This window comes from Alteribacillus persepolensis, from assembly GCF_900099605.1.
Taxonomy (GTDB): Bacteria; Bacillota; Bacilli; order Bacillales; family Marinococcaceae; genus Alteribacillus; species Alteribacillus persepolensis.
In genome coordinates this window covers 1-23,125 of record NZ_FNDK01000026.1, presented here as the reverse complement: position 1 = coordinate 23,125, position 23,125 = coordinate 1, and the positions used below count along the sequence as shown (strand labels likewise).

Annotated in this window: 20 protein-coding genes; 15 read left to right on the top strand and 5 right to left on the bottom strand. The window is 41.1% G+C overall.

Going from position 1 to position 23,125, the window contains the following annotated elements; genetic code table 11:
• Positions 1-62 precede the first annotated feature (62 nt).
• Positions 63-1,022: a 2-hydroxyacid dehydrogenase gene (locus BLT18_RS15385; protein WP_091275980.1), complete on the top strand. Its 960-nt coding sequence runs from the start codon at positions 63-65 to the stop codon at positions 1,020-1,022.
• 106 nt (positions 1,023-1,128) lie between these two features.
• On the opposite strand, the gene BLT18_RS15380 is transcribed toward BLT18_RS15385, so the two are convergent.
• From BLT18_RS15380 to BLT18_RS15365, 4 genes are read right to left on the bottom strand one after another with little or no spacing between them, the layout of a single operon-like run.
• A complete protein-coding gene (locus BLT18_RS15380; RefSeq protein WP_091275977.1) occupies positions 1,129-1,593 on the bottom strand; it encodes a thioesterase family protein in 465 nt (154 codons plus the stop codon).
• Positions 1,586-2,548 carry a 3-hydroxyacyl-CoA dehydrogenase NAD-binding domain-containing protein gene (locus BLT18_RS15375; RefSeq protein ID WP_091275976.1) on the bottom strand — a complete coding sequence of 321 codons (963 nt, stop codon included), beginning with the start codon at positions 2,546-2,548 and terminating at the stop codon, positions 1,586-1,588. The genes BLT18_RS15380 and BLT18_RS15375 overlap by 8 nt, the downstream gene beginning before the upstream one ends.
• 18 nt (positions 2,549-2,566) lie before the next feature.
• Positions 2,567-3,448 (bottom strand): BKACE family enzyme, encoded by an 882-nt coding sequence (locus BLT18_RS15370; RefSeq protein ID WP_091275973.1) that lies wholly within the window; start codon positions 3,446-3,448, stop codon positions 2,567-2,569.
• On the bottom strand, positions 3,441-4,040 hold the full coding sequence (locus BLT18_RS15365; RefSeq protein ID WP_245705289.1) for a GbsR/MarR family transcriptional regulator: 600 nt from the start codon (positions 4,038-4,040) through the stop codon (positions 3,441-3,443). The genes BLT18_RS15370 and BLT18_RS15365 overlap by 8 nt, the downstream gene beginning before the upstream one ends.
• A gap of 255 nt (positions 4,041-4,295) precedes the next feature.
• Between BLT18_RS15365 and BLT18_RS15360 the strand changes: the two genes are divergently transcribed.
• The 6 genes from BLT18_RS15360 (at position 4,296) to BLT18_RS15335 (ending at position 11,250) form a co-directional block, all read left to right on the top strand.
• Complete coding sequence (locus tag BLT18_RS15360; RefSeq protein ID WP_091275972.1) at positions 4,296-5,459, top strand: betaine/proline/choline family ABC transporter ATP-binding protein; 1,164 nt, start codon at positions 4,296-4,298, stop codon at positions 5,457-5,459.
• Positions 5,460-5,473: 14 nt separating this feature from the next.
• The gene (locus tag BLT18_RS15355) at positions 5,474-6,118 is read left to right on the top strand and encodes an ABC transporter permease (protein WP_091275970.1); all 645 of its coding nucleotides are present in this window, start codon (positions 5,474-5,476) and stop codon (positions 6,116-6,118) included.
• Between the two features lie 119 nt (positions 6,119-6,237).
• The gene (locus BLT18_RS15350; protein ID WP_091275968.1) at positions 6,238-7,164 is read left to right on the top strand and encodes an osmoprotectant ABC transporter substrate-binding protein; all 927 of its coding nucleotides are present in this window, start codon (positions 6,238-6,240) and stop codon (positions 7,162-7,164) included.
• The gene (locus BLT18_RS15345; protein ID WP_091275966.1) at positions 7,164-7,814 is read left to right on the top strand and encodes an ABC transporter permease; all 651 of its coding nucleotides are present in this window, start codon (positions 7,164-7,166) and stop codon (positions 7,812-7,814) included. The genes BLT18_RS15350 and BLT18_RS15345 overlap by 1 nt, the downstream gene beginning before the upstream one ends.
• 67 nt (positions 7,815-7,881) lie before the next feature.
• Positions 7,882-9,552, top strand: coding sequence for a CocE/NonD family hydrolase (locus BLT18_RS15340; RefSeq protein WP_091275964.1), 1,671 nt, complete (start codon positions 7,882-7,884; stop codon positions 9,550-9,552).
• Between the two features lie 462 nt (positions 9,553-10,014).
• Positions 10,015-11,250 (top strand): YeeE/YedE family protein, encoded by a 1,236-nt coding sequence (locus BLT18_RS15335; protein ID WP_091275962.1) that lies wholly within the window; start codon positions 10,015-10,017, stop codon positions 11,248-11,250.
• Positions 11,251-11,414: 164 nt separating this feature from the next.
• Here the strand turns inward: BLT18_RS15335 and BLT18_RS15330 are convergent, their stop codons facing one another.
• A complete protein-coding gene (locus tag BLT18_RS15330) occupies positions 11,415-12,476 on the bottom strand; it encodes a M14 family metallopeptidase (protein WP_091275960.1) in 1,062 nt (353 codons plus the stop codon).
• Positions 12,477-12,755: 279 nt separating this feature from the next.
• Here BLT18_RS15330 and BLT18_RS15325 point away from each other — a divergent pair, with 279 nt between their 5' ends.
• The 8 genes from BLT18_RS15325 (at position 12,756) to BLT18_RS15295 (ending at position 22,930) form a co-directional block, all read left to right on the top strand.
• Positions 12,756-12,950: a hypothetical protein gene (locus BLT18_RS15325; protein WP_091275957.1), complete on the top strand. Its 195-nt coding sequence runs from the start codon at positions 12,756-12,758 to the stop codon at positions 12,948-12,950.
• Between the two features lie 1,071 nt (positions 12,951-14,021).
• Positions 14,022-15,212, top strand: a complete 1,191-nt coding sequence (pgsB, locus tag BLT18_RS15320) for a poly-gamma-glutamate synthase PgsB (RefSeq protein ID WP_091275954.1) — start codon at positions 14,022-14,024, stop codon at positions 15,210-15,212.
• A 16-nt stretch (positions 15,213-15,228) separates the two neighbouring features.
• Complete coding sequence (gene pgsC / locus BLT18_RS15315; RefSeq protein ID WP_091275952.1) at positions 15,229-15,678, top strand: poly-gamma-glutamate biosynthesis protein PgsC; 450 nt, start codon at positions 15,229-15,231, stop codon at positions 15,676-15,678.
• Positions 15,679-15,690: 12 nt separating this feature from the next.
• Positions 15,691-16,902, top strand: a complete 1,212-nt coding sequence (locus BLT18_RS15310) for a CapA family protein (protein WP_091275949.1) — start codon at positions 15,691-15,693, stop codon at positions 16,900-16,902.
• Complete coding sequence (gene ggt / locus BLT18_RS15305; RefSeq protein ID WP_091275947.1) at positions 16,859-18,523, top strand: gamma-glutamyltransferase; 1,665 nt, start codon at positions 16,859-16,861, stop codon at positions 18,521-18,523. The genes BLT18_RS15310 and ggt overlap by 44 nt, the downstream gene beginning before the upstream one ends.
• Positions 18,524-18,539: 16 nt before the next feature.
• On the top strand, positions 18,540-18,686 hold the full coding sequence (locus BLT18_RS18415; protein WP_175487562.1) for a hypothetical protein: 147 nt from the start codon (positions 18,540-18,542) through the stop codon (positions 18,684-18,686).
• A gap of 237 nt (positions 18,687-18,923) precedes the next feature.
• Positions 18,924-21,908 (top strand): gamma-glutamyltransferase, encoded by a 2,985-nt coding sequence (locus BLT18_RS15300; protein WP_091275944.1) that lies wholly within the window; start codon positions 18,924-18,926, stop codon positions 21,906-21,908.
• A gap of 101 nt (positions 21,909-22,009) precedes the next feature.
• Positions 22,010-22,930 (top strand): LCP family glycopolymer transferase, encoded by a 921-nt coding sequence (locus tag BLT18_RS15295; RefSeq protein WP_091275943.1) that lies wholly within the window; start codon positions 22,010-22,012, stop codon positions 22,928-22,930.
• Positions 22,931-23,125 lie beyond the last annotated feature (195 nt).

The following is a 23,125-nucleotide window of genomic DNA, read 5'->3' as shown; positions in this document are numbered from 1 at the left end:
TCGTTCAAATATGATCAACAGTATAACAACATATGATATATAAGTGTGTGGAGGAGGGTTCTATGAAGCCTAACGTTGTAGTATATAATCGTATAGCTGAAGAACAAGTGAAACGGATAGAAGAGCATTGTCACGTTTACCAAATATCAAAAGAGAGCAAAGAGTTTATGAATTATTTGTCTAAAGCAGAAGGGATTATTGGCGCTGGATTAAAGGTAGACAAAAAACTACTGGATCATGCTCCAAATCTTAGGATTGTGTCAAACGTTTCTGCAGGCTATGATAACTTGGATATAGAAGAATTAACAAAGCGCCGGATTATGGCTGCAAATACCCCGGATGTATTAACAGAAACAACAGCTGACACTATTTTCGGTTTGTTAATAGCAGCAGCGAGAAGAATGCCGGAGCTGGATAGTTATGTTAAATCAGGAAAATGGCAGACAAAAATAATGGAAGACCAGTTTGGGGTAGATGTGCATCATAAAACGCTTGGAATTATTGGGATGGGAAGAATAGGGAAAGCCGTGGCAGAAAGAGCGCACTATGGTTTTAAAATGAATATTCTCTATCATAACCGGTCTAGAAATGAGGCAGCAGAAAAAGAGTTACATGCCCGCTATACAGACGAGGATGAGCTGTTAAAACATTCCGATTTCGTTTGTTTATTAGCTCCCCTTACCCCTGAAACTGTCGGCTTAATAGGGAAAAGAGAGTTTCATTTAATGAAGAAAGAAAGCATCTTTATTAATGGAGGACGAGGGGATCTGGTGATAGAAGAGGACCTCGTGCAGGCATTGAAGGAGAAACAAATACGGGCAGCTGGATTGGATGTGTATAAACAAGAACCTTTAGGTGACAACCATCCCCTGCTGCATATGAAAAATGTTGTTACTTTACCTCACATTGGATCAGCTACAAAAGAAACAAGGGAGAAAATGGCAGAAGCAGCTGTGGAAAATCTTTTACAAGGTATTGGCGGAAAAGTACCTCCATGCCTTATTAATAGAGAAGTGCTTTAAATAGATGATAGATAAAAAAGATTCACTCGGAGAAAAGAAACAAAATAGGACTCAGCGCATAGAAAGAAAAACGAGGGCCCTTCACAGGAGGCACCTCGTTTTTTAGTTACTTTTTCTTTAAGCCTATGGAACGGCCGGCTTGTTTGGGCCAGTTGTCACGATCAACGTGGGGGAAAGTGCTGATAGTTTCTGCAATCTTATCTGGAAACGGAGCGGGTCTGCCTGCTTTTTGATCCATTCCCATTGTCATTTGCTCACTAGTAGCAACGAGTTCACCGGCTTCATTTGTCATTTCAAAAAATAAATGCATACGTTTAGCATCACGCTCAAGAATGCTGAGGTTAATCGTGATGTTTTCGTTTCGATGAACTTCCGCCAAGTACAGTACGTGTGTTTCGAGGGTGAAAATCGTGTAGTGATATTCTGTTCGACATGCGTCGTCGATGCCAATTTGGTCAATGAAAGCATCAAGTGCCTGGCTGAAGGCAATCGAATAGGCGGCATCATTCATATGGCCATTATAATCTACCCATTCCTGCGGTACAACGTGTTCCCATACTGATTTATTCATGACGTGTCACACTTTCTGCCGGCCAGAAATTTTCTTCTTCCAAAAGTTTCATTAACTTAATCAAGAAACGATCCCGGCGCTGCTCAAGTTCAGACACACTGACATCACCGGATTGATGTTTCGTTCCTTCAATCACTTTCTGGCTTAGTTCTTCGGTAAGTTCTGGAGCAACCAGACGGGTCCATGGAAGTTTAAGTGCTGGCCCGAACTGCTCTAGCATATGTTCCATTCCCTGTTTGCCGCCCGCCAAATGAAGCGTCAAGAATGGTCCCATCAATGCCCAGCGCAATCCTGGTCCGTACACGATGGCTGCGTCCACTTCTTCAGTAGTAGCCACACCATCATTTACGATATGGAGAGCTTCACGCCAAATTGCTTCCATTAAACGATCCCCAATATGTCCATCGATTTCACCAGACATTACTAATGGTTTCATGTGCAGTGAATCATAAAATGTCTTCGCTTTTTCAAGATAAGAGCGGTCCGTTTGTTTGCCCCCGGCAAGTTCCACTAATGGGACTAAATATACAGGGTTAAATGGGTGTCCGATAATGACGCGCTCCGGATGATTATTACAGTTTTCCTGCAGTACAGAAGGCATGTACCCCGATGTGCTTGATGCAATAATGGCTTCAGCTGGTGCGTATTTATCTGCTTCTGCAATCACGTTTTTTTTCAAATCTTCACGTTCTGGGACGTTTTCTTGAATCAAGTAAGCTTGTTCGACCGCTTCCTGTACTGTTTCGGCAAATTGAAGATTGTCGATAGAAGCACTGCTTTCCACTCCGAATGTTTCAAGGGTCGGCCAGATATCATTTAAAAAGGTGTGTGTATTTTCTTTAGCATGTGGAGCCGGATCATAGGCAATGACGTGGTGTCCGCCTGCTAAAAAGCGGGCAATCCAGCCGTTTCCAATGACGCCGGTGCCAATAACCGCTAGTGTTTTTTGTGTCATAATGTCCTCCTGTTTTTGTTATCGTGGTGTTTTTAAAGAGAGTGTTTCTCTTGCTTCTTGTGGTGTCATCGGTTCGACTCCCATTCCGCCAAGAAGATTCACTGCTTTATCGACGAGCTGTGCGTTTGTACCAAGCACTCCTTTTTCTAAATATAAATTGTCCTCTAGTCCAACACGGACATTCCCGCCGAGAAGGGCTGATTGTACAGCCGTTGGGATTTGCATACGGCCAATGCCAAACGCAGACCATGTCGCATTCTCTGGTATATGATCACGCATGTAAATCATTGTCTCCGCATCTGCTTCTGCCCCCCAAGGGATACCAAGACAGAACTGATACATTGGATCGCCATCAATGAAACCTTCTTTGACAAGTTGATTGGCAAGACGCACGTGGCCGGTGTCAAAGCACTCCAGCTCAGGTTTTACGCCGCTTTCTTGAATCAATTTAGCTTGTTCTCTCAGCCAGGAAGCAGGTCCGAGATAGACATCATCACCAAAGTTCACACTTCCGCAATCGAGTGTACAGAGCTCTGGAAGCAGCTCGCCTACTGGTTCGTGACGTTCTGCTGGTGTTTGGATATCGGTACCTGGTCCGCCTTTGTCTGGGGTTTCTAGGGATGGGATAAAATCACCGCCGCCGCCTGAGGTAATATTAATCACAACATCGGTTTCATGTTCGCGGATACGCTCGACTACTTCCCGAAAGAGATTAACATCGTGACTAATGCCGCCGGTTTTTGGGTCGCGTACGTGAATATGTGCAATAGCTGCTCCTGCTTTTGCTGCTTCAATCGATGATTCGGCAATTTCTTTTGGGGTGACAGGGACGTGCTGGCTCTTTGAGGTAGTGCCTCCAGCGCCAGTTACAGCAGCTGTAATGATAGGTTTTCTATTCATGAATATGACCTCCTTGATTATGATTTGATTTATCGGGTGGTTCAACTGGAACAAGGTCAAATATCTTGCCGCTTTCAAAGACTTCTACTAGCCGCTGTATCCAATCATAATAATGAATCCAGTCGTCTAGTTCCTGTTTCAAGTCATCCATTTTGGCTTGTGTTTCTGGCGTAAAATCTTCCTTTGAAACCTGTTCCACATGGGCAATTTTATCCTGTAAGCGTTTGGCAAGAAGGGAGTTCTTACTTACAACTTCTCTCCAGTTTGTCGTGAACAAGGATATAAAGGTTTGTACATAATTACTTTCAACATTGTAATGTTCTTTACGGCTTCCTTTTACAAATTCCTTTTCCGCAATGTTTAACGAAATCATTTGTCTCATGACTTGACTCATTCGGGTCTTGCTCATACCAGTTTCTTCTGCGAGTTCGTCAAGCGTCATGGGTGCACGATTCATATAAATAATTCCTAATAAACGCCCCACGGTAGAGGAAACACCAAATGTTTTCATATTATCAGCGATCCGGTCAGAAATTTGATTAGCTGCGCGTTCTAACTCTTTTTGAATATCTTCTTCGGATAAGTTACTCATGAACTCCCTCCCTCTGTTTAGCATGCGCTTGCCACTTTATCACGCTTGGTTATAAAAATAAAAAACCAGGTTGGGGTGTCTCGTAAAGCAAATGGCAGGAAATTTGCGATATAAAGTCCGTAAACTTTGTGTAATAAAAATTTCATAAGTTTTACGATGTGAGTGAACTACACGCTGTTTTCGCTTTATTTGTATTTTACTTATACTGAGACAAGTTATGCAGGACAACAAAATTCGACACGGAGGTGCATCGACTTGCTAGAGTTTAAACACGTAACGAAACGATACAACAACGGCGGAGATAAAGAAGCGGCCGTGAAGGATTTAAACCTTACAATCAATAAAGGGGAATTTGTTTGCTTCATCGGGCCAAGCGGTTGTGGAAAAACAACGACGATGAAAATGGTCAATCGGTTAATTGACATTACAGAAGGAACAATTTCTGTTAATGGAGAGGATATTACAAAACAAGATCCAGTTTCTTTACGACGTTCCATTGGATATGTCATTCAGCAGATTGGTTTAATGCCGCATATGACGATTAAAGAAAACATTGTACTTGTTGGTACATTATTGAAATGGTCACAAGAAAAGAAAGATGAGCGAGCAAAAGAGCTTATTAAGCTGGTTGGTCTGCCAGAAGAATATTTGGACAAGTATCCCCACGAGTTAAGTGGCGGACAGCAGCAGAGAATAGGGGTGCTTCGTGCGCTGGCAGTGAATCCCCCGTTGATTTTAATGGACGAGCCGTTTGGCGCGTTGGACCCAATCACAAGAGATTCCTTGCAAGAAGAGTTTAAAAAGCTGCAAAAAGAACTGAATAAAACAATCGTTTTTGTCACGCACGATATGGACGAAGCATTAAAGTTGGCAGACAAAGTTGTCATTATGCGTGATGGAGAGGTCGTACAAGCAGATACACCAGATGAGATTTTACGAAATCCAGCTAATGAATTTGTAGAGGAGTTTCTTGGGAAAGACCGTCTTATTCAAGCACGGCCGGATGTAACAACTGTCCAGCAAATCATGGGAAGTTCACCTGTGACAGTTAATGCTGGGGAATCACTGAAAGGTGCCATTTCGAAGATGCGCCAAGAAAGAGTCGATTCTCTTCTTGTTGTGGATGAAAACAATACGTTACAAGGTATGGTTGATGTAGAAATGGTGGACTTGCACTGGAAGAAGGCAGAAAATGTGGAAGAAATCATGGATACAGAAGTTTTCTCCGTATCAAAAGACAGCTTGCTTCGCGATGCGGTACACAAGATTTTACGCCGCGGGTTAAAGTATGTCCCTGTTGTTGATGAGTCGCACAAACTGGTTGGTATTGTCACAAGAGCATCACTCGCTGATATCGTATACGACACAATTTGGGGAGACGGTTTGGAAATTGAAGAAGCCGTCGCCGCTTCACAGTAGGAGGTGAATCATTGATGATGGCGTTTTTTTCCGAACATGGCATGGAGTTAATAGTGAAAACGTGGGAGCATTTATTTATTTCTGGTGCAGCTATTTTACTCGGAGTGCTTGTAGCAGTACCGCTTGGTGTGCTTTTTACCAGAATTCCTCAAATAGCCGATCGATTGATTTCATTTATCGGGATATTACAAACCATTCCAAGTTTGGCTATTCTTGCTTTCTTTATTCCGCTTATTGGCGTTGGGAAAATCCCGGCTATTATTGCGTTATTTGTCTATTCCCTGCTTCCGATTTTGCGAAACACGTATACCGGAGTAAAAGATGTAGACGGACACGTGTTAGAAGCTGGAAAAGGAATGGGCATGAACAATTGGGAATCCATCATAAAAATAGAACTTCCGCTGGCTCTTCCTGTTATTATGGCAGGAATTCGTCTTTCTACTGTTTATTTGATTGGATGGGCAGCATTAGCCGCATTCATCGGCGGCGGCGGCCTGGGTGATTTCATTTTTGATGGAATGAATTTGTACCAGCCAGATCTTATTGTAGCCGGAACGATTCCAGCAACGATTTTGGCGCTTTTAGCTAATTGGCTTCTTTCTATAATTGAAAGAAAGCTTACACCTAAAGGTTTGATGAAATCATATCAAACAAGTTAAGCAGGCAAAGAAAGTGAAAACTCTGCCACGCAGAAAACGTAAAAGAGCGGTAAGAGAAACGGGAATGCATTCGTGTTTTTTTACAAGCTGACTATTTTGGGATAAAAGAGGTGACATCGATGAAAAAGAAGCTCATGAACATCTTCGCTGCTTTCGCCTTGTTGACTGCTTCTGGCTGTGCATTACCGGGGCTTTCTGGACCATCTGAACAAACCGTTCGCATTGGAACACTTGGGACAGCGGAGTCAGAAATACTGGGTGAAATGCTGTCGATTATGATAGAACGCAACACGGAGTTAAACACCGAAATGGTAACCCAGTTAGGGTCTTCCATCTTGCAGCATCAAGGTATGACAACGGATGATCTTGATATCACTTCCACTCGTTATACCGGAACGGATTTATCCGGTGCGCTTGGAATGGATCCTATCACTGATCCAGATAAAGCAATGGATATTGTACAGACAGAGTTCGATGAGCGATTTAATCAAACGTGGGCTGAATCTTACGGTTTTGAAAATAGTTATTCGGTCGCCGTGACACAGGAATTTGCAGAAGAGAATGATATTGAAACAGTGTCTGATTTAGAACCTTATGCAGAGGATTTGCGGTTTGGGGTCGATAATGCCTGGGTCAATCGAGAAGGTGATGGATATGATGGTTTTACAGAAACTTACTTTCCGTTTGGGGAAGTCTTTCCAATGAGCGTCGGCCTTGTATACCAAGCAGCTGCGAGCGGCCACATGGATGTCGTTCTTGCTTATTCTTCGGACGGGCGTATTAAAGAATTTGATTTAAAAGTACTAGAAGACGACAGGCAGTTTTTCCCGCCATATGATACGTCTCCAGTTATCCAAAATGAGGTACTGAAACAATATCCAGAAATTCAAGAAATCACTAATAAACTAGCAGGAGAAATTCCAACAGAGAAAATGCAGGAATTAAATTATCTCGTAGACGTGAAGTTACAAAACCCAGAACAAGTGGCCCGTGATTTTCTCGAAGAAAACAACTACTTTGAAGGCAGTGAGGGGGGAAATGGGTGATGGAAACACTAGAACAGCTGATTACGTATGCTTCGCAAAATAGCGGTTATATTTGGGAACAGTTTTATCGTCACTTTCTCATGGCTGCTTATGGTGTATTCTTTGCAGCGATCATTGCCATTCCGCTTGGCATTTTGATTTCTAAATACAGTAAGTTAAGCGGCTGGGTGCTGGCAGCTGGAAACATGATTCAAACAATTCCAGCGCTCGGTGCGCTGGCAGTGTTGATGATTGCAATGGGACTGGGGTCAACGACGGTCATTGTTACACTCATGCTTTACTCAATTCTTCCTATCACTCAAAATACCTACGTTGGTATGAAAGAAGTAGATAAAACGATTATTGAAGCCGGATATGCATCAGGAATGACACGTTTTCAACTTTTACGCATGGTGGAATTACCACTTGCTATTAGTGTGATAATGGCTGGACTTCGTACAGCACTTGTCGTAGGAATTGGTATTGCTGCAATTGGTGCATTTGTTGGTGCCGGCGGGCTGGGTGAAATTATAATGCGTGGTACAAATGCCACAGACGGAACAGCTATTATTTTAGCTGGTGCTATTCCGACGGCACTTATGGCAATTATTGCTGACTTGCTGATGGGATGGATTGAGCGCAGAATTCATCCAATTAAATCGTCAGCTTGATTCAACAGCACCTTGACGCAAGTCAGGTGCTGTCTTTTTAAGATTTGCAAGAAAGGGGATCCATTTTATGAATGAACCTTTGATAGAAAAAAATGTGGAATGTCAGTTAACAGACGGTACTGTCCTGCGTGCAGATGTGTACCGCCCGAAAAAAGACGGGGTATATCCAGTGCTGTTGATTCGGCTGCCTTATGATAAGGAAACCCCCCGCTACTATGATGAGTACCTCCATGTTCCAAGGATGGTAGAGGCAGGTTATGTGGTTATCTTACAGGACGTTCGCGGGCGTTTCGCATCGGATGGAGAATTTTATCCGTTTATTCATGAGGCAGATGACGGCTACGAGTCAGTGGAGTGGGCAGCTTCTCTTCCTTATTCCAATGGCAAGGTAGGCTTATTTGGAATGTCGTATCACGGTTTTACTCAATTAGCAGCAGCTGCTGCATTCCCGCCGTCTTTAAAGGCTGTAGCCCCAGTAATGACGATGGCTGATCCTTGGGCCGATATGTTAAGTGGGGGAAGCGGACCAAGCAGTGTCGGCAATATCAAAACGTGGACGTTAGCTTCCATGGTGCAAGATGAATTACAGCGAAACAACGACCCAAAAGCTGAGCAGGTAAATCAGTATATAGAACAACTGCCAGAGTGGCTTCATGAGACTCCTTCTAATGAATGGACGCCAATGAAAGATCTTCGTCCGAACTCTTACTTTTTTGATGTCATCAATGAGCGTGTGCCGGCTTCCTTCCGTGAAAAAATGAATGTTATTGATAAGCTGAAGGATGTCTCGATTCCGGCATTGTTTATAGGAGGCTGGTTTGATTCGTTATTAAAGCCGACATTAAAAGCCTACCAAGCCTATGGGGGAGAAAAAATGCTATGGATTGGGCCATGGACACATGAGGAGATGACAGGACGGGCTGGCGGCAAGTATTTTGACAATGCACAAGTCGAGATTGGAAAAGATAATATAAAAGATCCTACCGAATTGCATATTCTCTGGTTTAATCATTGGTTAAAAGGCAAGCCTCATACAATAGAAAAACCGGTTCACCTTTATTTGATGGGACAAAAGCGCTGGGAAAACTATGACAGATGGCCGCCATCACCGGTTGAGGAAAAAACCTACTATTTGCACAGTAAGGGAGCTGCGAACAGCCGCAGCGGTGATGGTGCATTAACAACGTCATTAAGCGGTAATCAAGCGACAGATTCTCTGCGGCTGGATCCAGCCAATCCTGTCCCAACACATGGCGGCGGCGTACTGATTGCTGGCCATGAATCGGGGATGTTTGACCAAGGGGATATTCAAGATAGAGACGATATTTTGGTCTATACAAGTGAAACATTAACACATGATATCGATATATTAGGCACGATACACGCAGAAATTTGGGCTGCCTCGCCTTCTCCTCTTTTAGATTTATTTGTGCGCATTTCAGATGTGGAACCGAATGGAAAAGCCTACAACATCGTAGACAGTTTTCATCGGGAGTCTGTAAAAGAAAACGAGAAAGTCCGTGTGAAAATGGACGTTAATCATACAGCGTACCGGTTTCAAACAGGACATAAAATACGTGTAGAAATCGCTGCCAGCAACGCCCCAATGTTTGATGTGAATCTCAATAATGGCAAAACAACCAAAACAGCGTCACATGGAAAGGCGGCATATGAAACTATCTATCACGGTGGGAGCTGCCCATCTCACATTGTCTTGCCGATTTCACCGTATGCCTAAATAAGGTAAGAGTGCGCATGAAAAAAGACAAGCATTTATATGCGTTGATAAAAGTGTTTCATTTGGTGTCAGGGAATCTTATTGAAAAGAGGTAATATGGATTGATTAAAAACCCATACAGCCACATCGTGTGGCCAGCGCCGACACTAACACGTCCTGTACGTCGAAGCACGAGCCGAAGACCCACTTGGTCATAGGCTTTTCTTTACCAAGTTGAAGGCGGGCCCGTGGAGAGCGAAGGATGTTGATGGAGCCATGATAGAAATTAATATGCTAAACAGATAATCCGGACTGATTGTAATAAATCATTTGGATTATTCTGTCGTTCCTATCCTTTTGTCCCAGTCCCTAAGCATATTGGGAAAATAGCCGTAATACACATAACCTCTGATTTAGAGAAAGGAATAAAGGGCAGGTTACTTGAAAAAGCAGCCATATCATGGCTGAAAAGAGGCGAGAAAAATGGCAGTCCAGCAAGAAAGGAAAAAATCTTCGAACGTCCCAGAATTTCGACATCCACAGAATATCCTAACTGTTGTAGTGATAATACTTGGGGTTATTATCTTTTACACAGCTTATTCGTATTCAGGCTGGCAGTTTGTACTGTTGTGTGGTCTTGGGGTGTTAATTGGATTCACATTATTTCATGCACGGTTTGGATTTGCATCAGTGTACCGTCAAATTGTGGAAACGGGAAATACGGAAATGCTTCGTGCCCATATGTTAATGCTTGCGGTTGCGACAACGCTGTTCACTCCCGTCTTAGCTTTTCAAATCGGGATGTTTGGGAATACGCCTTCTGAAGCTCTGTCGCCAATTAGTGTGGGACTTATGGCAGGCGCATTTTTATTTGGGTTTGGTATGGAAATTGGGAGTGGTCTTGCACCAGCGTCTATGTATCGGGCAGAAGGAGGTCGTACCGCTTCGGTTTTCACTGTTTTAGGTTTTCTAGTTGGAGCTGCACTTGGAGCAGCACACTTTACTGTTTGGAATAATGAATTTCCCTCCATTCCCAATGTTTCGATTGCCTTGGATACACCTTTAGGGTATTTTGGAGCATGGTTTGTGCAAATGACAATGTTTGCTATGATAGCTGCCGGATCCTACGTATATAAAAAAAGAAAGCGTCCTCCTGCTCTTCCTGCACTGCCGAGTGCTGTCAGTTGGAAGAAAATCTTTTTTGGATCCTGGCCTCTCTGGACAGGGGCTGTGCTTTTAAGTCTGTTAAATGCTTTTGTTTTCATTATTCAGGGAGAGCCTTGGAAGTTAACGGCTGCCTTTACATTGTGGGGGGCTAAAATGGCAGCAAGTCTGGGGGTTCCTGTAAAAGAATGGGGATACTGGGGAGAACAAGAACCGATGTCTTCCCTATTAGAGTCTGTATTTTTACATGAAATAAGTGTGTTGAATATGGGAGTATTGATAGGAACTTCTATTACTTTGACATTGGGCGGACTCGTGCGTTTTGGAAAGGTTCCTTTGCATATCAGCCTGACAGCTCTTCTTGGCGGCTGTCTCATGGGGTATGGAGCATGCATTTCTTTTGGCGCAAACATCGGTGCTTATTTCAGCGGTATTGCTTCTTTTAGTTTACACGCGTGGATATGGGCTTTTTTGGCCGTAACAGGCACGTATGCCGCTTATTTTCTAGAGAAGCGCCTGCAGTTCATACAGGCCGGTTCAAAAGACAGGAAATAGACAGAGGACTTCTCATTTTTATGTTGCCATCGTCTCCAAAAGGGACAGATGCATCATGAACATATGTGAGCTGCCCCTCCAATTATTGGACAGCTCCAAACAATTGAAGGGGAACAACAGCTCAACCCGGTGTGTTTGTCGTTGTCTGTGAGATCAACTGATGACTATTCTATTGTATATTGTTCGGGCAGAGATTCCCAAACACTTGTATCAGCAGTTTCGATTGAACCATCGGCAGCTGCTTCTATAACAGCCATCATCGCATCTTTTCCTTGTTCAATGAGTCTGTCACTATCTCTTTGTTCTAATATGGAAGATTTGTTGATGGAGTCAGAAAGTCCCCTGTTCTCAAAAAGGAGTGTAGGAATATCGTAATTTGCGGCAAAGTTATTTCTAGCTATGGAAGTGTAAGTATTATCACTTGCATAGCGTGCTAAATTACTGTAATCTTCATCGCTTATCGCGTTATACACGACAGCTCCAATTTTTTTAGAATCATCAAGGACTTTCTCTTGTACGTTTTCATTTGTTGGGAACAGTATAGCCCCAGTTACAAGCTCACCATCTGCTGTAGCACGGTTAGCTATTTGGTGATGGAAATCTATTGCATAATCGATATCATATTTTTGAAGGACGTTTTTGTGCAATGCTCTTGTTTCCGGTTGAGACAATGAATTATGCGTTCGGTTTAAATTAATTCCATTCGCGTTATTGCGAGTCTGTACACCATCCCTATACAAATTAGACGTGTCCCAATCAACATCCCCTTGGGCTCCATCAGGATTTAACCGCGGTACAATAAGAATGTTCACATGATCTAATAAATGCTTTACTCTTTTATTCGTAGTTGAAAACTCCTGAATAATTTCAAGAGCAGATTCTGTAACTAATGCTTCATTACCATGCTGTTGGGTTAAAAATAGTATAGTTGGCTTGTTGGTATTGCTGTCATCTTTTCCAACCTCTACAAGGTAAAGTTCACGCCCTTTTACCGATTCCCCAATAACATCAACGGAAATGTGGTCTGCTTGTTGGTCCAGTTTGTCTAACAAAGAAGTCATCTCCTCGTGGCTTGTTAAACTCTCGATTTTTAATAACTGGTGATCGCTGCTTGTATTGGTTTCACTACTGACAGCACTGGCTGACTCAGATAATACAGATATAGCTGCCAGGAACAAAACGAGAGAAGCAATCAATCCTTTCATCTGTTTTCCTTTCCATAACATATAAATTCCTCCTGTATTTAAACTTACTTACATAAAAATTATTCAAAAGTAATATCAATAAACCTCCTAAAAATTGTAAAATTATACATTAGTCTTATATGCATTGATTGGAAATTGAATCATACGTTTTATGTGACAGTACGCTGATGTACTGTCAGAACGAAGAAAAGGCCAAAATACGCTAATATGTTTAATTGAAACATTTGTACCATGAATTAGCTTGAGGTAAGATGAAAGGAATAGGATAAAATATGGATTGAAAGAAAAGGAGAATAAAAGATGAGAGAGATAAAAAATTTTAAAAAGAATAATCAAGATAATATATACAAAGTGAATTTCACATGGAAAGGAAAACGCGAGTATAAAATATTGAAGGCAAAAAACGCTGGGCAAGCGGAAGAGAACATGTTGAATTTGAATAAAGCCGCCAGAAACATCCACGCTGAAATCATTGATGGAAGAAAAGAAATATAAATGATGTTCATACATCAACTGTATTTCTTTTATATTTAGTAGCCATCACTTCGCCTTAGGAAACTTCAATTCTATTGATAACGGCTCCCGTTTACAAGTCGGCTCTCCCGCCATATCCATAACAATAAGCTCTTTATGATTGACATCGACACTACTTCAAAAGGTTTATGAAGTTAGAGTAATGGTGTGCAGAAAAATTTTCACTCTAGAACATAATCGAATAATTTTTTTTCATAAGCACTGTCTTGAGTAATAACCTTTCATTATCCTCTGTGATAAAAAAACACCGCTTGATTCCCCGCCATTTTGTTACATCTACCAAATTGAATACGGCAAAAAGTGTCTTTTTATATCAAAAAATCATCTCTTTTTTTGGTTATTTTTTATGCAACTGTGCAAAATGTATTAGCTGTTATGAACTACATACGATGTTAAAAGCGTAAATAAGGCGTAAAATGTTGCAAAAACAGTTAACAGTGTATTAAAAAATATTAATTTTCAATGTTTCTGTTTACAGAAGGTGAAAATTGGATGTTGAAGCAGTATATTTTTTGCATATCACCGCTTTGCATGGAGAGGTGAGTGTGATTGGATTTTTGTCTTGTGAAAGAGAGAAACCATTATATTATCAACCTTAACAAGGAAATCATGCTCGAATAATCTCCATGTCAACCAACAAATCATCTTTGTATATTTAGTTAAAATAACGAATGAATATGCTGTTGTTTATGACGTGAGCTGGTTTCCAAACACAATGTTCTTTATTGTTGTTATTAAAGCATGATGAAGGAAGATGGAACAATATAGTTAAGACACGGAACACAGTAGCCGTTTATTAAGGTTTTTTTAAAATGAAATATAATTGAAACATTCTAATAAGGAAAAGACCTAATTATTAAAAATATTTAGAAAAAACTTTTCTGTAAAAAAGTCTGATTACAGAATACCAGGCAGTTCAGTTACTATGCATATGTACAAGTCTTCTGCATTGTATTTCACAATTGAGAAAGGAGCCCTGTTTGTGATGCAAGGAGTGGAGAAAGCTGGACGTAAAGCCGAGGTGAACAGCCGATGATTTTATTGATTTCATTGTCTGCGGTTGTGATTGTGGTTATTGGAGTCATAGAGAAGAGAAGACACTTACAAAACATTGATTCCATACCTATTCGTGTGAACATTAATGGAATCCGAGGCAAATCGACTGTCACTCGTCTTACTACTGGGATACTAAAAGAAGCAGACAAAAAAACAATAGGGAAAACAACAGGAACCTCCGCTAGAATGATTTATTGGTTTCAAGATGAGGAGAAACCCATAAAACGCCGCCCTGAAGGACCAAACATTCGAGAACAAAAAGAGGTAGTAGGTGAAGCAGCTGAACTTGAAACGGAAGCTTTGGTTAGTGAATGCATGGCAGTAAATCCTGATTATCAAGTAATTTTTCAAGAAGACATGCTGCAAGCAAATGTGGGAGTCATTGTCAATGTTCTTGAAGACCATATGGACGTAATGGGGCCAACTCTTGATGAAGTAGCTGAGGCTTTTACTGCAACGATTCCGTACAATGGCCACTTAGTTGTATCGGAGAGTCCATATGTTGACTATTACAAAGAGATAGCTGCAGAAAGAAACACAGAGGTTATTGTAGCTGATGAATCTAGGATTTCAGAGGAATATTTAAGAGAATTTGAATACATGGTATTTCCTCAAAATGCAGCCTTAGCATTAGCTGTGGCTGAGGCGCTGGGTATTGATGAAGAAACAGCTAAACGAGGAATGTTAAATGCACCAGCAGACCCTGGGGCAATGAGAATCAGCCAGTTTGGTGATTTGAAGAAGCCTTCTTATTTTGTTAATGGGTTTGCAGCCAATGATGCATCGTCTACGTTAAACATTTGGGAACGTATCAAACAGCTGGGTTATCCGACACATAATTCTATTGTCATTATGAATTGCCGAGAGGACCGTGTAGATCGAACAGAACAATTCGCTTTGGATGTGCTCCCCTACATTGAAATGAAAGCATTGGTGTTAGTTGGGGAAACAACGAATCCTATCGCAGAAGCATATCAAGCAGGAAATATTCCAGCAGAAAAATTATTAGATTTAGAATACTACGAGACAGAAGATATTTTTGATCAGCTGCACCCATACTTAGAGAACACTGTGGTGTATGGTGTTGGCAATATACATGGTGCAGGTGAACCACTCATTGAACGATTTGAAGAAGAGAAGCAGAAACGTATTGAATTTGTCAGCTAGGTAGGAGGAAAAGAAATTGTTCGGAGCAGATTTATATATATCACTAGTCGTAGGAATTGTTTTAAGTCTTATATATGCAGAAAAAACAGGTGTATTGCCAGCTGGCCTTATTGTGCCAGGATATCTTGCTTTAGTTTTTGATCAGGTTACTTTATTAGCTATTGTGTTACTCATTAGCTTTCTCACCTATTTTATTGTCGTCTATGGGATAGGCAAAATAACAATCCTTTATGGCCGGAGAAAGTTTGCCGCAATGTTAACAACAGGAATTATCTTAAAAATTATTTTGGATTTCTTTTACCCCATGCTTCCTTTTGAAATACATGAGTTACGAGGAATCGGGGTTATTGTTCCAGGATTGATTGCCAATACCATCCAAAGGCAGGGACTTATCCCTACTGTAGGAAGTACTCTGCTTCTCAGCGGTATAACGTTTGCAATCATGTCCGTCTACTATATGTTTTAGGGTGAGTGTGCAATGGCAAAAAAATTATCGTTTCAGGAAAAGTTTTTGAAGTTTATAAAGAAACATAAAAAGGTCAAGACAAAACATACAGCATTGGCCACTGCTTTTATGATCGTACTACTTTTTATATCTTCCACATCAGTGCTGGATTCAAAACAAAGTGTATCAGCGGATGAAGAAAATGATTCACTGCTGACTGCATCAATGGTTGGTGACATGATGTTTGGCAGGTATGTAGATGAGGCAGTAGATCAACATGGATATGATTATTTATTTGAAAACGTCAAACCACTATTTCAACAGTCCGATTATGTTACTGGAAACTTTTATCAGCCCGTTGTTACAGGAGAAAGTGAACTGGAACCAGAGCCAGGGAAAGAAATTGTGTTTGAAACAGATGAAGAGACTGTAGAAGCCTTAGAACGAAATCACTTTACGAATGTGAATCTAGCTAACCTCCATATGGCTGACTATGGGCAAGCAGGTATTCAAGAGACAATTAACGCATTTGAAGATTCAAATGTAGGCTTTGCTGGAACCGGAATGAACATAGAACAAGCCAAAAATATACACATGGAAGAGAAAAATGGAGTAAAAATAGCAACATTGGGCTTCAGTGATGTCTACGGTGATGGTGATGTTGCGAATGAAGGTGAAGCAGGTATTTTGCCTGCCGATCCAGCTTTATTTATCCCATTGGTGCAAGAAGCCAAAAATCGTGCCGATCTAGTAGTAGTCCATATGCACTGGGGACAAGAGTATGACAGTAATGTCCATCCCCGCCAAAAAGAAATGGCAGAGGGGATTGCTGACGCTGGAGCAGATATTATTATAGGGCATCATCCGCATGTATTATTATCGGCGGATGTATACAATGACACGTTAATTATGTACAGCTTAGGCAATTTTATTTTTGATCAAGGCTGGTCACGTACGAGAGATACTGCTGTGGCAAACTATCAACTTTCTGAAAGCGGGGAAGCAAAGCTTATTTTTCATCCATTTCGGATTTATGAAGGGCAGCCGCAGCCTTTGAATGGTCCGTTAGCAGCTTATCAAGAAAAGCAGATTTTCAGACAGCTGACAAAAGAAGCCTCTTCTGATGCAAAGTGGTATGAAGAGAATGGACGCTTGATTTTTGAGGTGGATCACTCCGATGTGGTAAAAGGAGCGACAGCAAATGAAAGAGCATCTAAAGCAAATGAAAGAATACCTGAAGAATAAGAAGGCTCTGACAGCATTAAGTGTCTCCATATTAGTGATCGTTCTTTATGTAATCTACCCTTCTAACCAGAACAACACATCGATTCAGAATGAGGAGGCTGTTCAAGATGGTGGAAAACAACCCTATGGGGTAAGTGCTGCCCATCCCTTAGCAGTAGAAGTTGGAATGAATGTATTGGAAAATGGAGGGAACGCTGTTGATGCAGCGATTGCTGTCTCTTATGCTCTTAACGTTGTGGAACCGTTTGGTTCAGGCATAGGAGGTGGAGGGGCAATGCTTATTGCTCCTCCAAACGATCAGCCTGTTGCATATGACTATCGGGAAGTCATGCCGTCTACAGGTGAGCTTCCAGAAGGAAATGTTGGAGTCCCGGGCTTTGTAAAGGGCATGGAGGAAATTCATAATGATTTCGGAACTATGGACATGGCTGATTTAATTCAACCTTCGATTGAGTTAGCAGAATATGGTTTTGAAGCCAATCAAGTATTAACAGAGCGTCTAGAGAACGCAGAAGACCAGTTGTCAGGTGATTTAGATCCTTTCTTTAAAAATGATGAGGCTATTAAACCTGGTGAGAAAGTGATTCAGCCAGAGCTTGCTGAATCACTAACAACGATTCAAGAAGAAGGCTCCTCCGCTTTTTATGAAGGAGAACTGGGAGAAAGTATTGTTGAGGAGATTGACGGGCTTGAGATGGACGATTTCAAGAATTACTCGGTGTTAGAAATGGAGCCTGTGCAAGGAGAATTGGACGACTATCAAATATATGCAGCCCCTCCTCCATTAGCAGGTTTAACGTTAATTGAAATATTACACACAGCACAAGTAAGTGATATCGAAAAAGCGCGTGAAGCCCCGGCTGATTATATAGACATAATGAGTGAAATTTCTGCAGCCAGCTACCAAGACCGCTTGCGGTATATTGCAGATATGAATTTTACCAATGTACCAATACAGCAGTTAAGCAGTAAAGAACATGCGCGAGAAATTAGTACTGATATTTTATTTGAACAGTTATCAAAAACGGGTTTAAAAAACGATGATTCCGAAGCCAGCAACGAGGATCACAGTGATACGACCCATTTTGTTGTGCATGATTCCAACGGGATGATGGTGTCGACGACAAACACATTAAGTAAATTTTTTGGCTCTGGCAAAAACGTAAACGGAATGTTTTTAAACAATCAATTAAAGAATTTTAGTAAAGACTCGTCTTCGCCCAACACAGCTGAGGCCGGCAAGCGTCCTCGCAGCTTCATGGCTCCAACAATATTAGCAAAAGACGGCAAACCTGTTCTAGGAATCGGTACCCCAGGCGGGAAACGTATTCCAATGGTGATGGCACAAGTTATTATCCGTCAGCTTCTATTTGGTGAAAATATGCAAACGGCGATTAATAGACCAAGGTTTTACGTAGAAGAGGGAACGGTTCATATAGAAGACAGTTTTTCAGAAGATGTGGAAGAAGAATTGGAGGATCGGGGCTATCAAGTCAAGGTCCGGGATTCAAACCTATTCTTTGGAGGCATTCAAAGTTTGTATGTTGACCACGAAAATAACCAGCTAAATGGTGGAGCAGACTTACGCCGCAGTGGTACATGGGATGCAAATACGAATTAGAGCCAGGAGGATAGAGATGAAAATAATAAAAGGTTTGTTGCCATTTGCCTTTTTAGGCGGAATGATTCTTTTAATGGATACCCTTAAGCATGAGGAAACATTAGACGTGGTTGAACGAGCAGTTATGGAAGAGGAGCTGGAGAAAATCGAACAACAAAAATAATAGTCTGGCAGCGAAACAGCAGATCAACTCTTAGGAAGACAGACACAATGAAAAATATAAAAGGCAGTAATAGGTAAGTGGTTACTGCCTTTTTAGTGTTATTTGTTGACATGACAAGAGTGATTAGCTTGTCAATCGGACAAAGCATTACCTGTCTGTTCGCATGATTTGTTTTATAAGGGGGTTTTCGCGTGTGGCGCTTGTGTGCGTTGTGTTAATTAGGGGGGTGAACCGTTTTTGCTAAAAAAATTTCTTTTATGTTATTTCATACTAAACTATTTGTTTATTAGCCCGGCTTCAGCAGCAATTAGTGATAATAATAACACGGCCGACTCTGTTGATACATATGACAATTTTGGTGTCAGTGCGTCGCATCCAGCTGCAGTGAAGGTGGGAATGGAAGTGCTTGAAAATGGCGGTAATGCTGTGGATGCCGCTATTGCAGTGTCATTTGCACTAGGAGTAGTAGAGCCATTCGGATCGGGGCTTGGCGGTGGCGGGGAAATGCTGCTTTTGCCTCCAGATGAAAAGAAGCCTGTCTCTTATGATTACCGGGCTGCTGCTCCTTTAGATGAAAGCCAGGGGGATAAGGTATCGGGTCTTCCAAGTCTTGTGCAAGGGATGGAAACGATTCATCAGGACTATGGGTTGACACCATTTGAAGATTTAATATCACCTGCGATTTCTCTTGCAGAAGAAGGATTTGAAGTGGACTACTTATTATGGGAGCGTCTTACAGCCGCGTCTTACCGTTTGCCGGTTTCTGAAATGCCGCATTTTTTTCCGGATGGAGAAGCTATTGAACCAGGAGAAACATTAAGGCAAACAGAATTGGCAAAGACATTGTCTCAAATCAAAGAACATGGTTCAGAGGCACTTTATAAGGGCGAAATTGGTGACCAAATAATAGAAGCTGCTCCATATTTAAATGAAGAAGAGTTTGCAGATTATGAAGTTGAAACGACCGAACCAGTTGAAGCAGAACTTAACGATGGGACCATTTATTCGGCAAGTCCGCCTCTTGCAGGGGTGTCCGTTATTCAATCCTTATTACTGGCTGAAAAATTAAACATAGAAAAAACAAAGGAAAATCCCGATCAATTTGCCCATCTATTAACAGAAATCCAAAAAGCCACCAAAAGTGAAAGGTTGTCAGAAATTGGTGATCCGGATTTTACTGATGTGGATGCAAATGAGCTGGTAAGTGAAGATTATATTGAAAATCTAGCGGAGGATATTTCCATGACGGAACCTTCCCAAGAAGAAGAGAATACTGATGAGGAAGATATTGACGAGCATACAGATACAACTCATTTTGTCATTATAGACCCAGACGGCATGGTTGTCTCGGCGACGAATACGTTAAGTAATTTTTTCGGTTCGGGAGAGTATACTGCTGGTTTTTTTATGAATAATTCTATTGAATATTTCAGTGATTACAATGATTCTCCCAACCGCTACGAACCTGGAAAGCGTGCTAGAAGTTTAACAGCTCCGACTATATGGATGGATAGTGAAAGAGTAATGGGAATCGGTACTCCTGGAGGGAATCGTATTCCTACGGTTATGACGCAAGTGTTGTCTAGGCATTTTTACTTTGGTGAACCACTAGATGAGGCGGTCGAAGCAGAGCGGTTTTACGGACAAAATGAAACCTTGTATATAGAAGACGGATTTTCTGATGAAGTATTGGCGGATGTTATTAAAAAAGGATATGGATTTGAAAAGAGAAATCGTCCTGTTTATTTCGGGGGGATACAAGCCCTTGACTTAAATAAAGAGGATGGCACGATAACAGGCATCGCTGATGAGCGAAGAAGCGGCTTGTGGGATGCAAAAAATAAGGATAAATGGCGAGATTACGTTGAAGTGCCGCTAGTGCTTCTATTTATCGTCGGCTTGATTTTTCCTCTGCTTCATTTGGTTCACGCTCTGCCTTTGTTTCGGGCAAAAGGAGAAGGGGTTTATCAAAAACTTGAAAAGGAGAAGGGAATCAGCATTTTAGTTCCTTGTTACAACGAAGAAGGTATTATTGAGACGTCTGTTAATAATATGAAGTCTTTATCGTATTCAAATGTTGAAGTTGTGTATGTTAATGATGGTTCGACAGATAAGACAATATCGCTTTTGAACAAGTTTTTAAAGTTAACAAGAACCTCTAAATCGCCTGCTAGAAAATTATCGCATGAAAGGGTAAAACAGGTTTATCAGTCTGAGTTGTTTCCAAATATATACGTTATTGATAAAGCGAATGGAGGAAAGGCAGATGCCTTAAATGCAGGTATTGAATATGCGAGTGAAGATTTGGTCATTACATTAGATGCTGATACGATTCTAACCGATAGCGCTTTGCCAAAGGTAAACGAGGCCTTTGAAGACGAAAATGTTGTTGCGGCGGGTGGAATGGTGCATGTCCTTCAAACTAAAACGTGGAGACCTTTAGAGCGCTTGTCTTTATTGCGTGCAAACATGCTTGTACGTTTACAAATGCTTGATTTTCTCAAAGCATTTTACATCACAAAGGTATCTTTGTCCCGCTTTCATGCTTTAGCAATTATTTCAGGGGCATTCGGTATTTTTCGAAAGCAAGCACTTATTGATGTAGGGGGATACCGATCGACAATAGGGGAGGATATCGACATTACATTGCGCATGCATCAGTATATATACGAACAGTTCAATAAAAAAATTGTGATTATAAAAGAGGCTGTATCTTACACAGAGCTGCCTGAAAACTTAAGAGACTTTTTCAAACAGCGTTATCGCTGGCAAAAGGCCTATATTGATTGTGTTATTCATTTTCGTTCGTTCTTTACGAAAACATTGTTTACAAAGTCCGTTTCGTTTTTCTATATTATAGAATCATTTCTCATCGGCATTATCTCCCCTTTTATCATGACAGCTTATTTTGTTTTAAATGGCATTCTGTATCCGCCAGATTCGTATGTGTTCTATATTTTCGGGTATTTGTCATACCTGTTTGTATTTGGAGTATTATACGATTTGGCAGCTATTAAAATGAATAGCTATTATGGTTTCACGTTTGAAAAAAAGGATTGGTCTTCCTTAATGTTTACGATACTTTTAGATGTTTTTATTTATCGTTTTATTCTGATGTATGTTGTTATTTATGGAACGATCAATTACTTTTTCAATAAAAACTGGAATAAAGTTGATCGAACAGGCAGGAATTATGAAAATGATTCGAAGTCTGCTGCATAGTTTTGATGCGACAGGCTGCTTTCACTTCCACTAAAAGTTCTTTTCTATTTGGAATAAGTAGGAAATGAATCTATCCCTACTTATTTAGCAGGAGGTGCCTCATGAAAACAGAAAAAGGAAAGAAAATTTTACTTTTCAGCATCATAACCGTAGCTGTGTTAGTACTAGGAGCCGGGGGATACATCTGGCAGGCGATTACGTCAACGGTAGTGAGTATCCAAGAAGATATTGACCGGGCAAAATCTGAAAAACGTTTAGAAGAAATTAACTTTGAGGATGGCGATCCTATTTCTGTGCTTCTCATGGGGATTGATGATCCCCAAAGCCGCCAAGACCCCGGCAGAGCTGATACATTAATTTTGTTAACCATTAATCCACATCAAGAGTCCATAAATATGGTTAGTATCCCTCGTGATACGTATACAGATATAATCGGAGGTGGATCAAAAGGCAAAATCAGCCACGCCCATGCAATCGGCGGCAGTACAATGATGATACGTACTGTGGAGGATTTTTTAGATGTTCCTGTGGACTATTTTGTGAAGGTAAATATGGATAGTTTTTCCGGTATTGTAGATGCAATTGGGGGAATAGAAGTTGATAATGAATTCGATTTTACTTTTCATGATAAAGATTATCCGCAAGGGACCATCACGCTGGATGGGGAAGAGGCATTGGGTTATGCTCGTATGAGGCATGAAGATCCACGAGGAGATTTTGGACGGCAAGAGCGGCAGCGTCAGGTTATCGAAGCTGTCATTGAAAAAGGATCGAGTATATCCTCTGCAACGAAATTTACCGATATTTTTGAAGTAGTAGAAGACAATGTGAAAACAAATGTTACGTTAGATGACCTGTGGAATATTCATTCTTCTTACAGAGAAGCCATTAATCATAAAGAACAGCTTCAAATTGAGGGAGAAAACCAAAAAATCGATGGTTATTACCATTATATACCTGATGAAAAGCAGCTTAACATGCTTTCTGAGAAACTGAAAACACACCTTGAGCTCAGTGAATAAGACAGATGGAGAAACGATTGCTTATCTTATATGATCGGCAATAATTATAAAAATGCTTTGGGGCTGTATCAAAAGCCCTTCACGTAAAATACCATGGACGCCATCCCTCCAGATGGTGACCATGGTATTTTTTAAAAGCCAGCTTATGCAGCTGGTTTCTTTTTGCGGCGTTTCACCCCCGCCACCTTCCGTATA

What these genes read in the sequence shown, in the direction of transcription:
- BLT18_RS15340 (WP_091275964.1), top strand. Translation starts at nt 7,882, where the DNA reads ATGAATGAACCTTTGATAGAAAAAAATGTGGAATGTCAGTTAACAGAC.
- BLT18_RS15345 (WP_091275966.1), top strand. Translation starts at nt 7,164, where the DNA reads ATGGAAACACTAGAACAGCTGATTACGTATGCTTCGCAAAATAGCGGT.
- pgsB (WP_091275954.1), top strand. Translation starts at nt 14,022, where the DNA reads ATGATTTTATTGATTTCATTGTCTGCGGTTGTGATTGTGGTTATTGGA.
- BLT18_RS15330 (WP_091275960.1), bottom strand. Translation starts at nt 12,476, where the DNA reads ATGTTATGGAAAGGAAAACAGATGAAAGGATTGATTGCTTCTCTCGTT.
- BLT18_RS15385 (WP_091275980.1), top strand. Translation starts at nt 63, where the DNA reads ATGAAGCCTAACGTTGTAGTATATAATCGTATAGCTGAAGAACAAGTG.
- BLT18_RS15380 (WP_091275977.1), bottom strand. Translation starts at nt 1,593, where the DNA reads ATGAATAAATCAGTATGGGAACACGTTGTACCGCAGGAATGGGTAGAT.
- BLT18_RS15325 (WP_091275957.1), top strand. Translation starts at nt 12,756, where the DNA reads ATGAGAGAGATAAAAAATTTTAAAAAGAATAATCAAGATAATATATAC.
- BLT18_RS15375 (WP_091275976.1), bottom strand. Translation starts at nt 2,548, where the DNA reads ATGACACAAAAAACACTAGCGGTTATTGGCACCGGCGTCATTGGAAAC.
- BLT18_RS15310 (WP_091275949.1), top strand. Translation starts at nt 15,691, where the DNA reads ATGGCAAAAAAATTATCGTTTCAGGAAAAGTTTTTGAAGTTTATAAAG.
- BLT18_RS15355 (WP_091275970.1), top strand. Translation starts at nt 5,474, where the DNA reads ATGATGGCGTTTTTTTCCGAACATGGCATGGAGTTAATAGTGAAAACG.
- BLT18_RS15350 (WP_091275968.1), top strand. Translation starts at nt 6,238, where the DNA reads ATGAAAAAGAAGCTCATGAACATCTTCGCTGCTTTCGCCTTGTTGACT.
- BLT18_RS15370 (WP_091275973.1), bottom strand. Translation starts at nt 3,448, where the DNA reads ATGAATAGAAAACCTATCATTACAGCTGCTGTAACTGGCGCTGGAGGC.
- BLT18_RS15365 (WP_245705289.1), bottom strand. Translation starts at nt 4,040, where the DNA reads ATGAGTAACTTATCCGAAGAAGATATTCAAAAAGAGTTAGAACGCGCA.
- BLT18_RS15335 (WP_091275962.1), top strand. Translation starts at nt 10,015, where the DNA reads ATGGCAGTCCAGCAAGAAAGGAAAAAATCTTCGAACGTCCCAGAATTT.
- BLT18_RS18415 (WP_175487562.1), top strand. Translation starts at nt 18,540, where the DNA reads ATGAAAATAATAAAAGGTTTGTTGCCATTTGCCTTTTTAGGCGGAATG.
- BLT18_RS15295 (WP_091275943.1), top strand. Translation starts at nt 22,010, where the DNA reads ATGAAAACAGAAAAAGGAAAGAAAATTTTACTTTTCAGCATCATAACC.
- ggt (WP_091275947.1), top strand. Translation starts at nt 16,859, where the DNA reads ATGAAAGAGCATCTAAAGCAAATGAAAGAATACCTGAAGAATAAGAAG.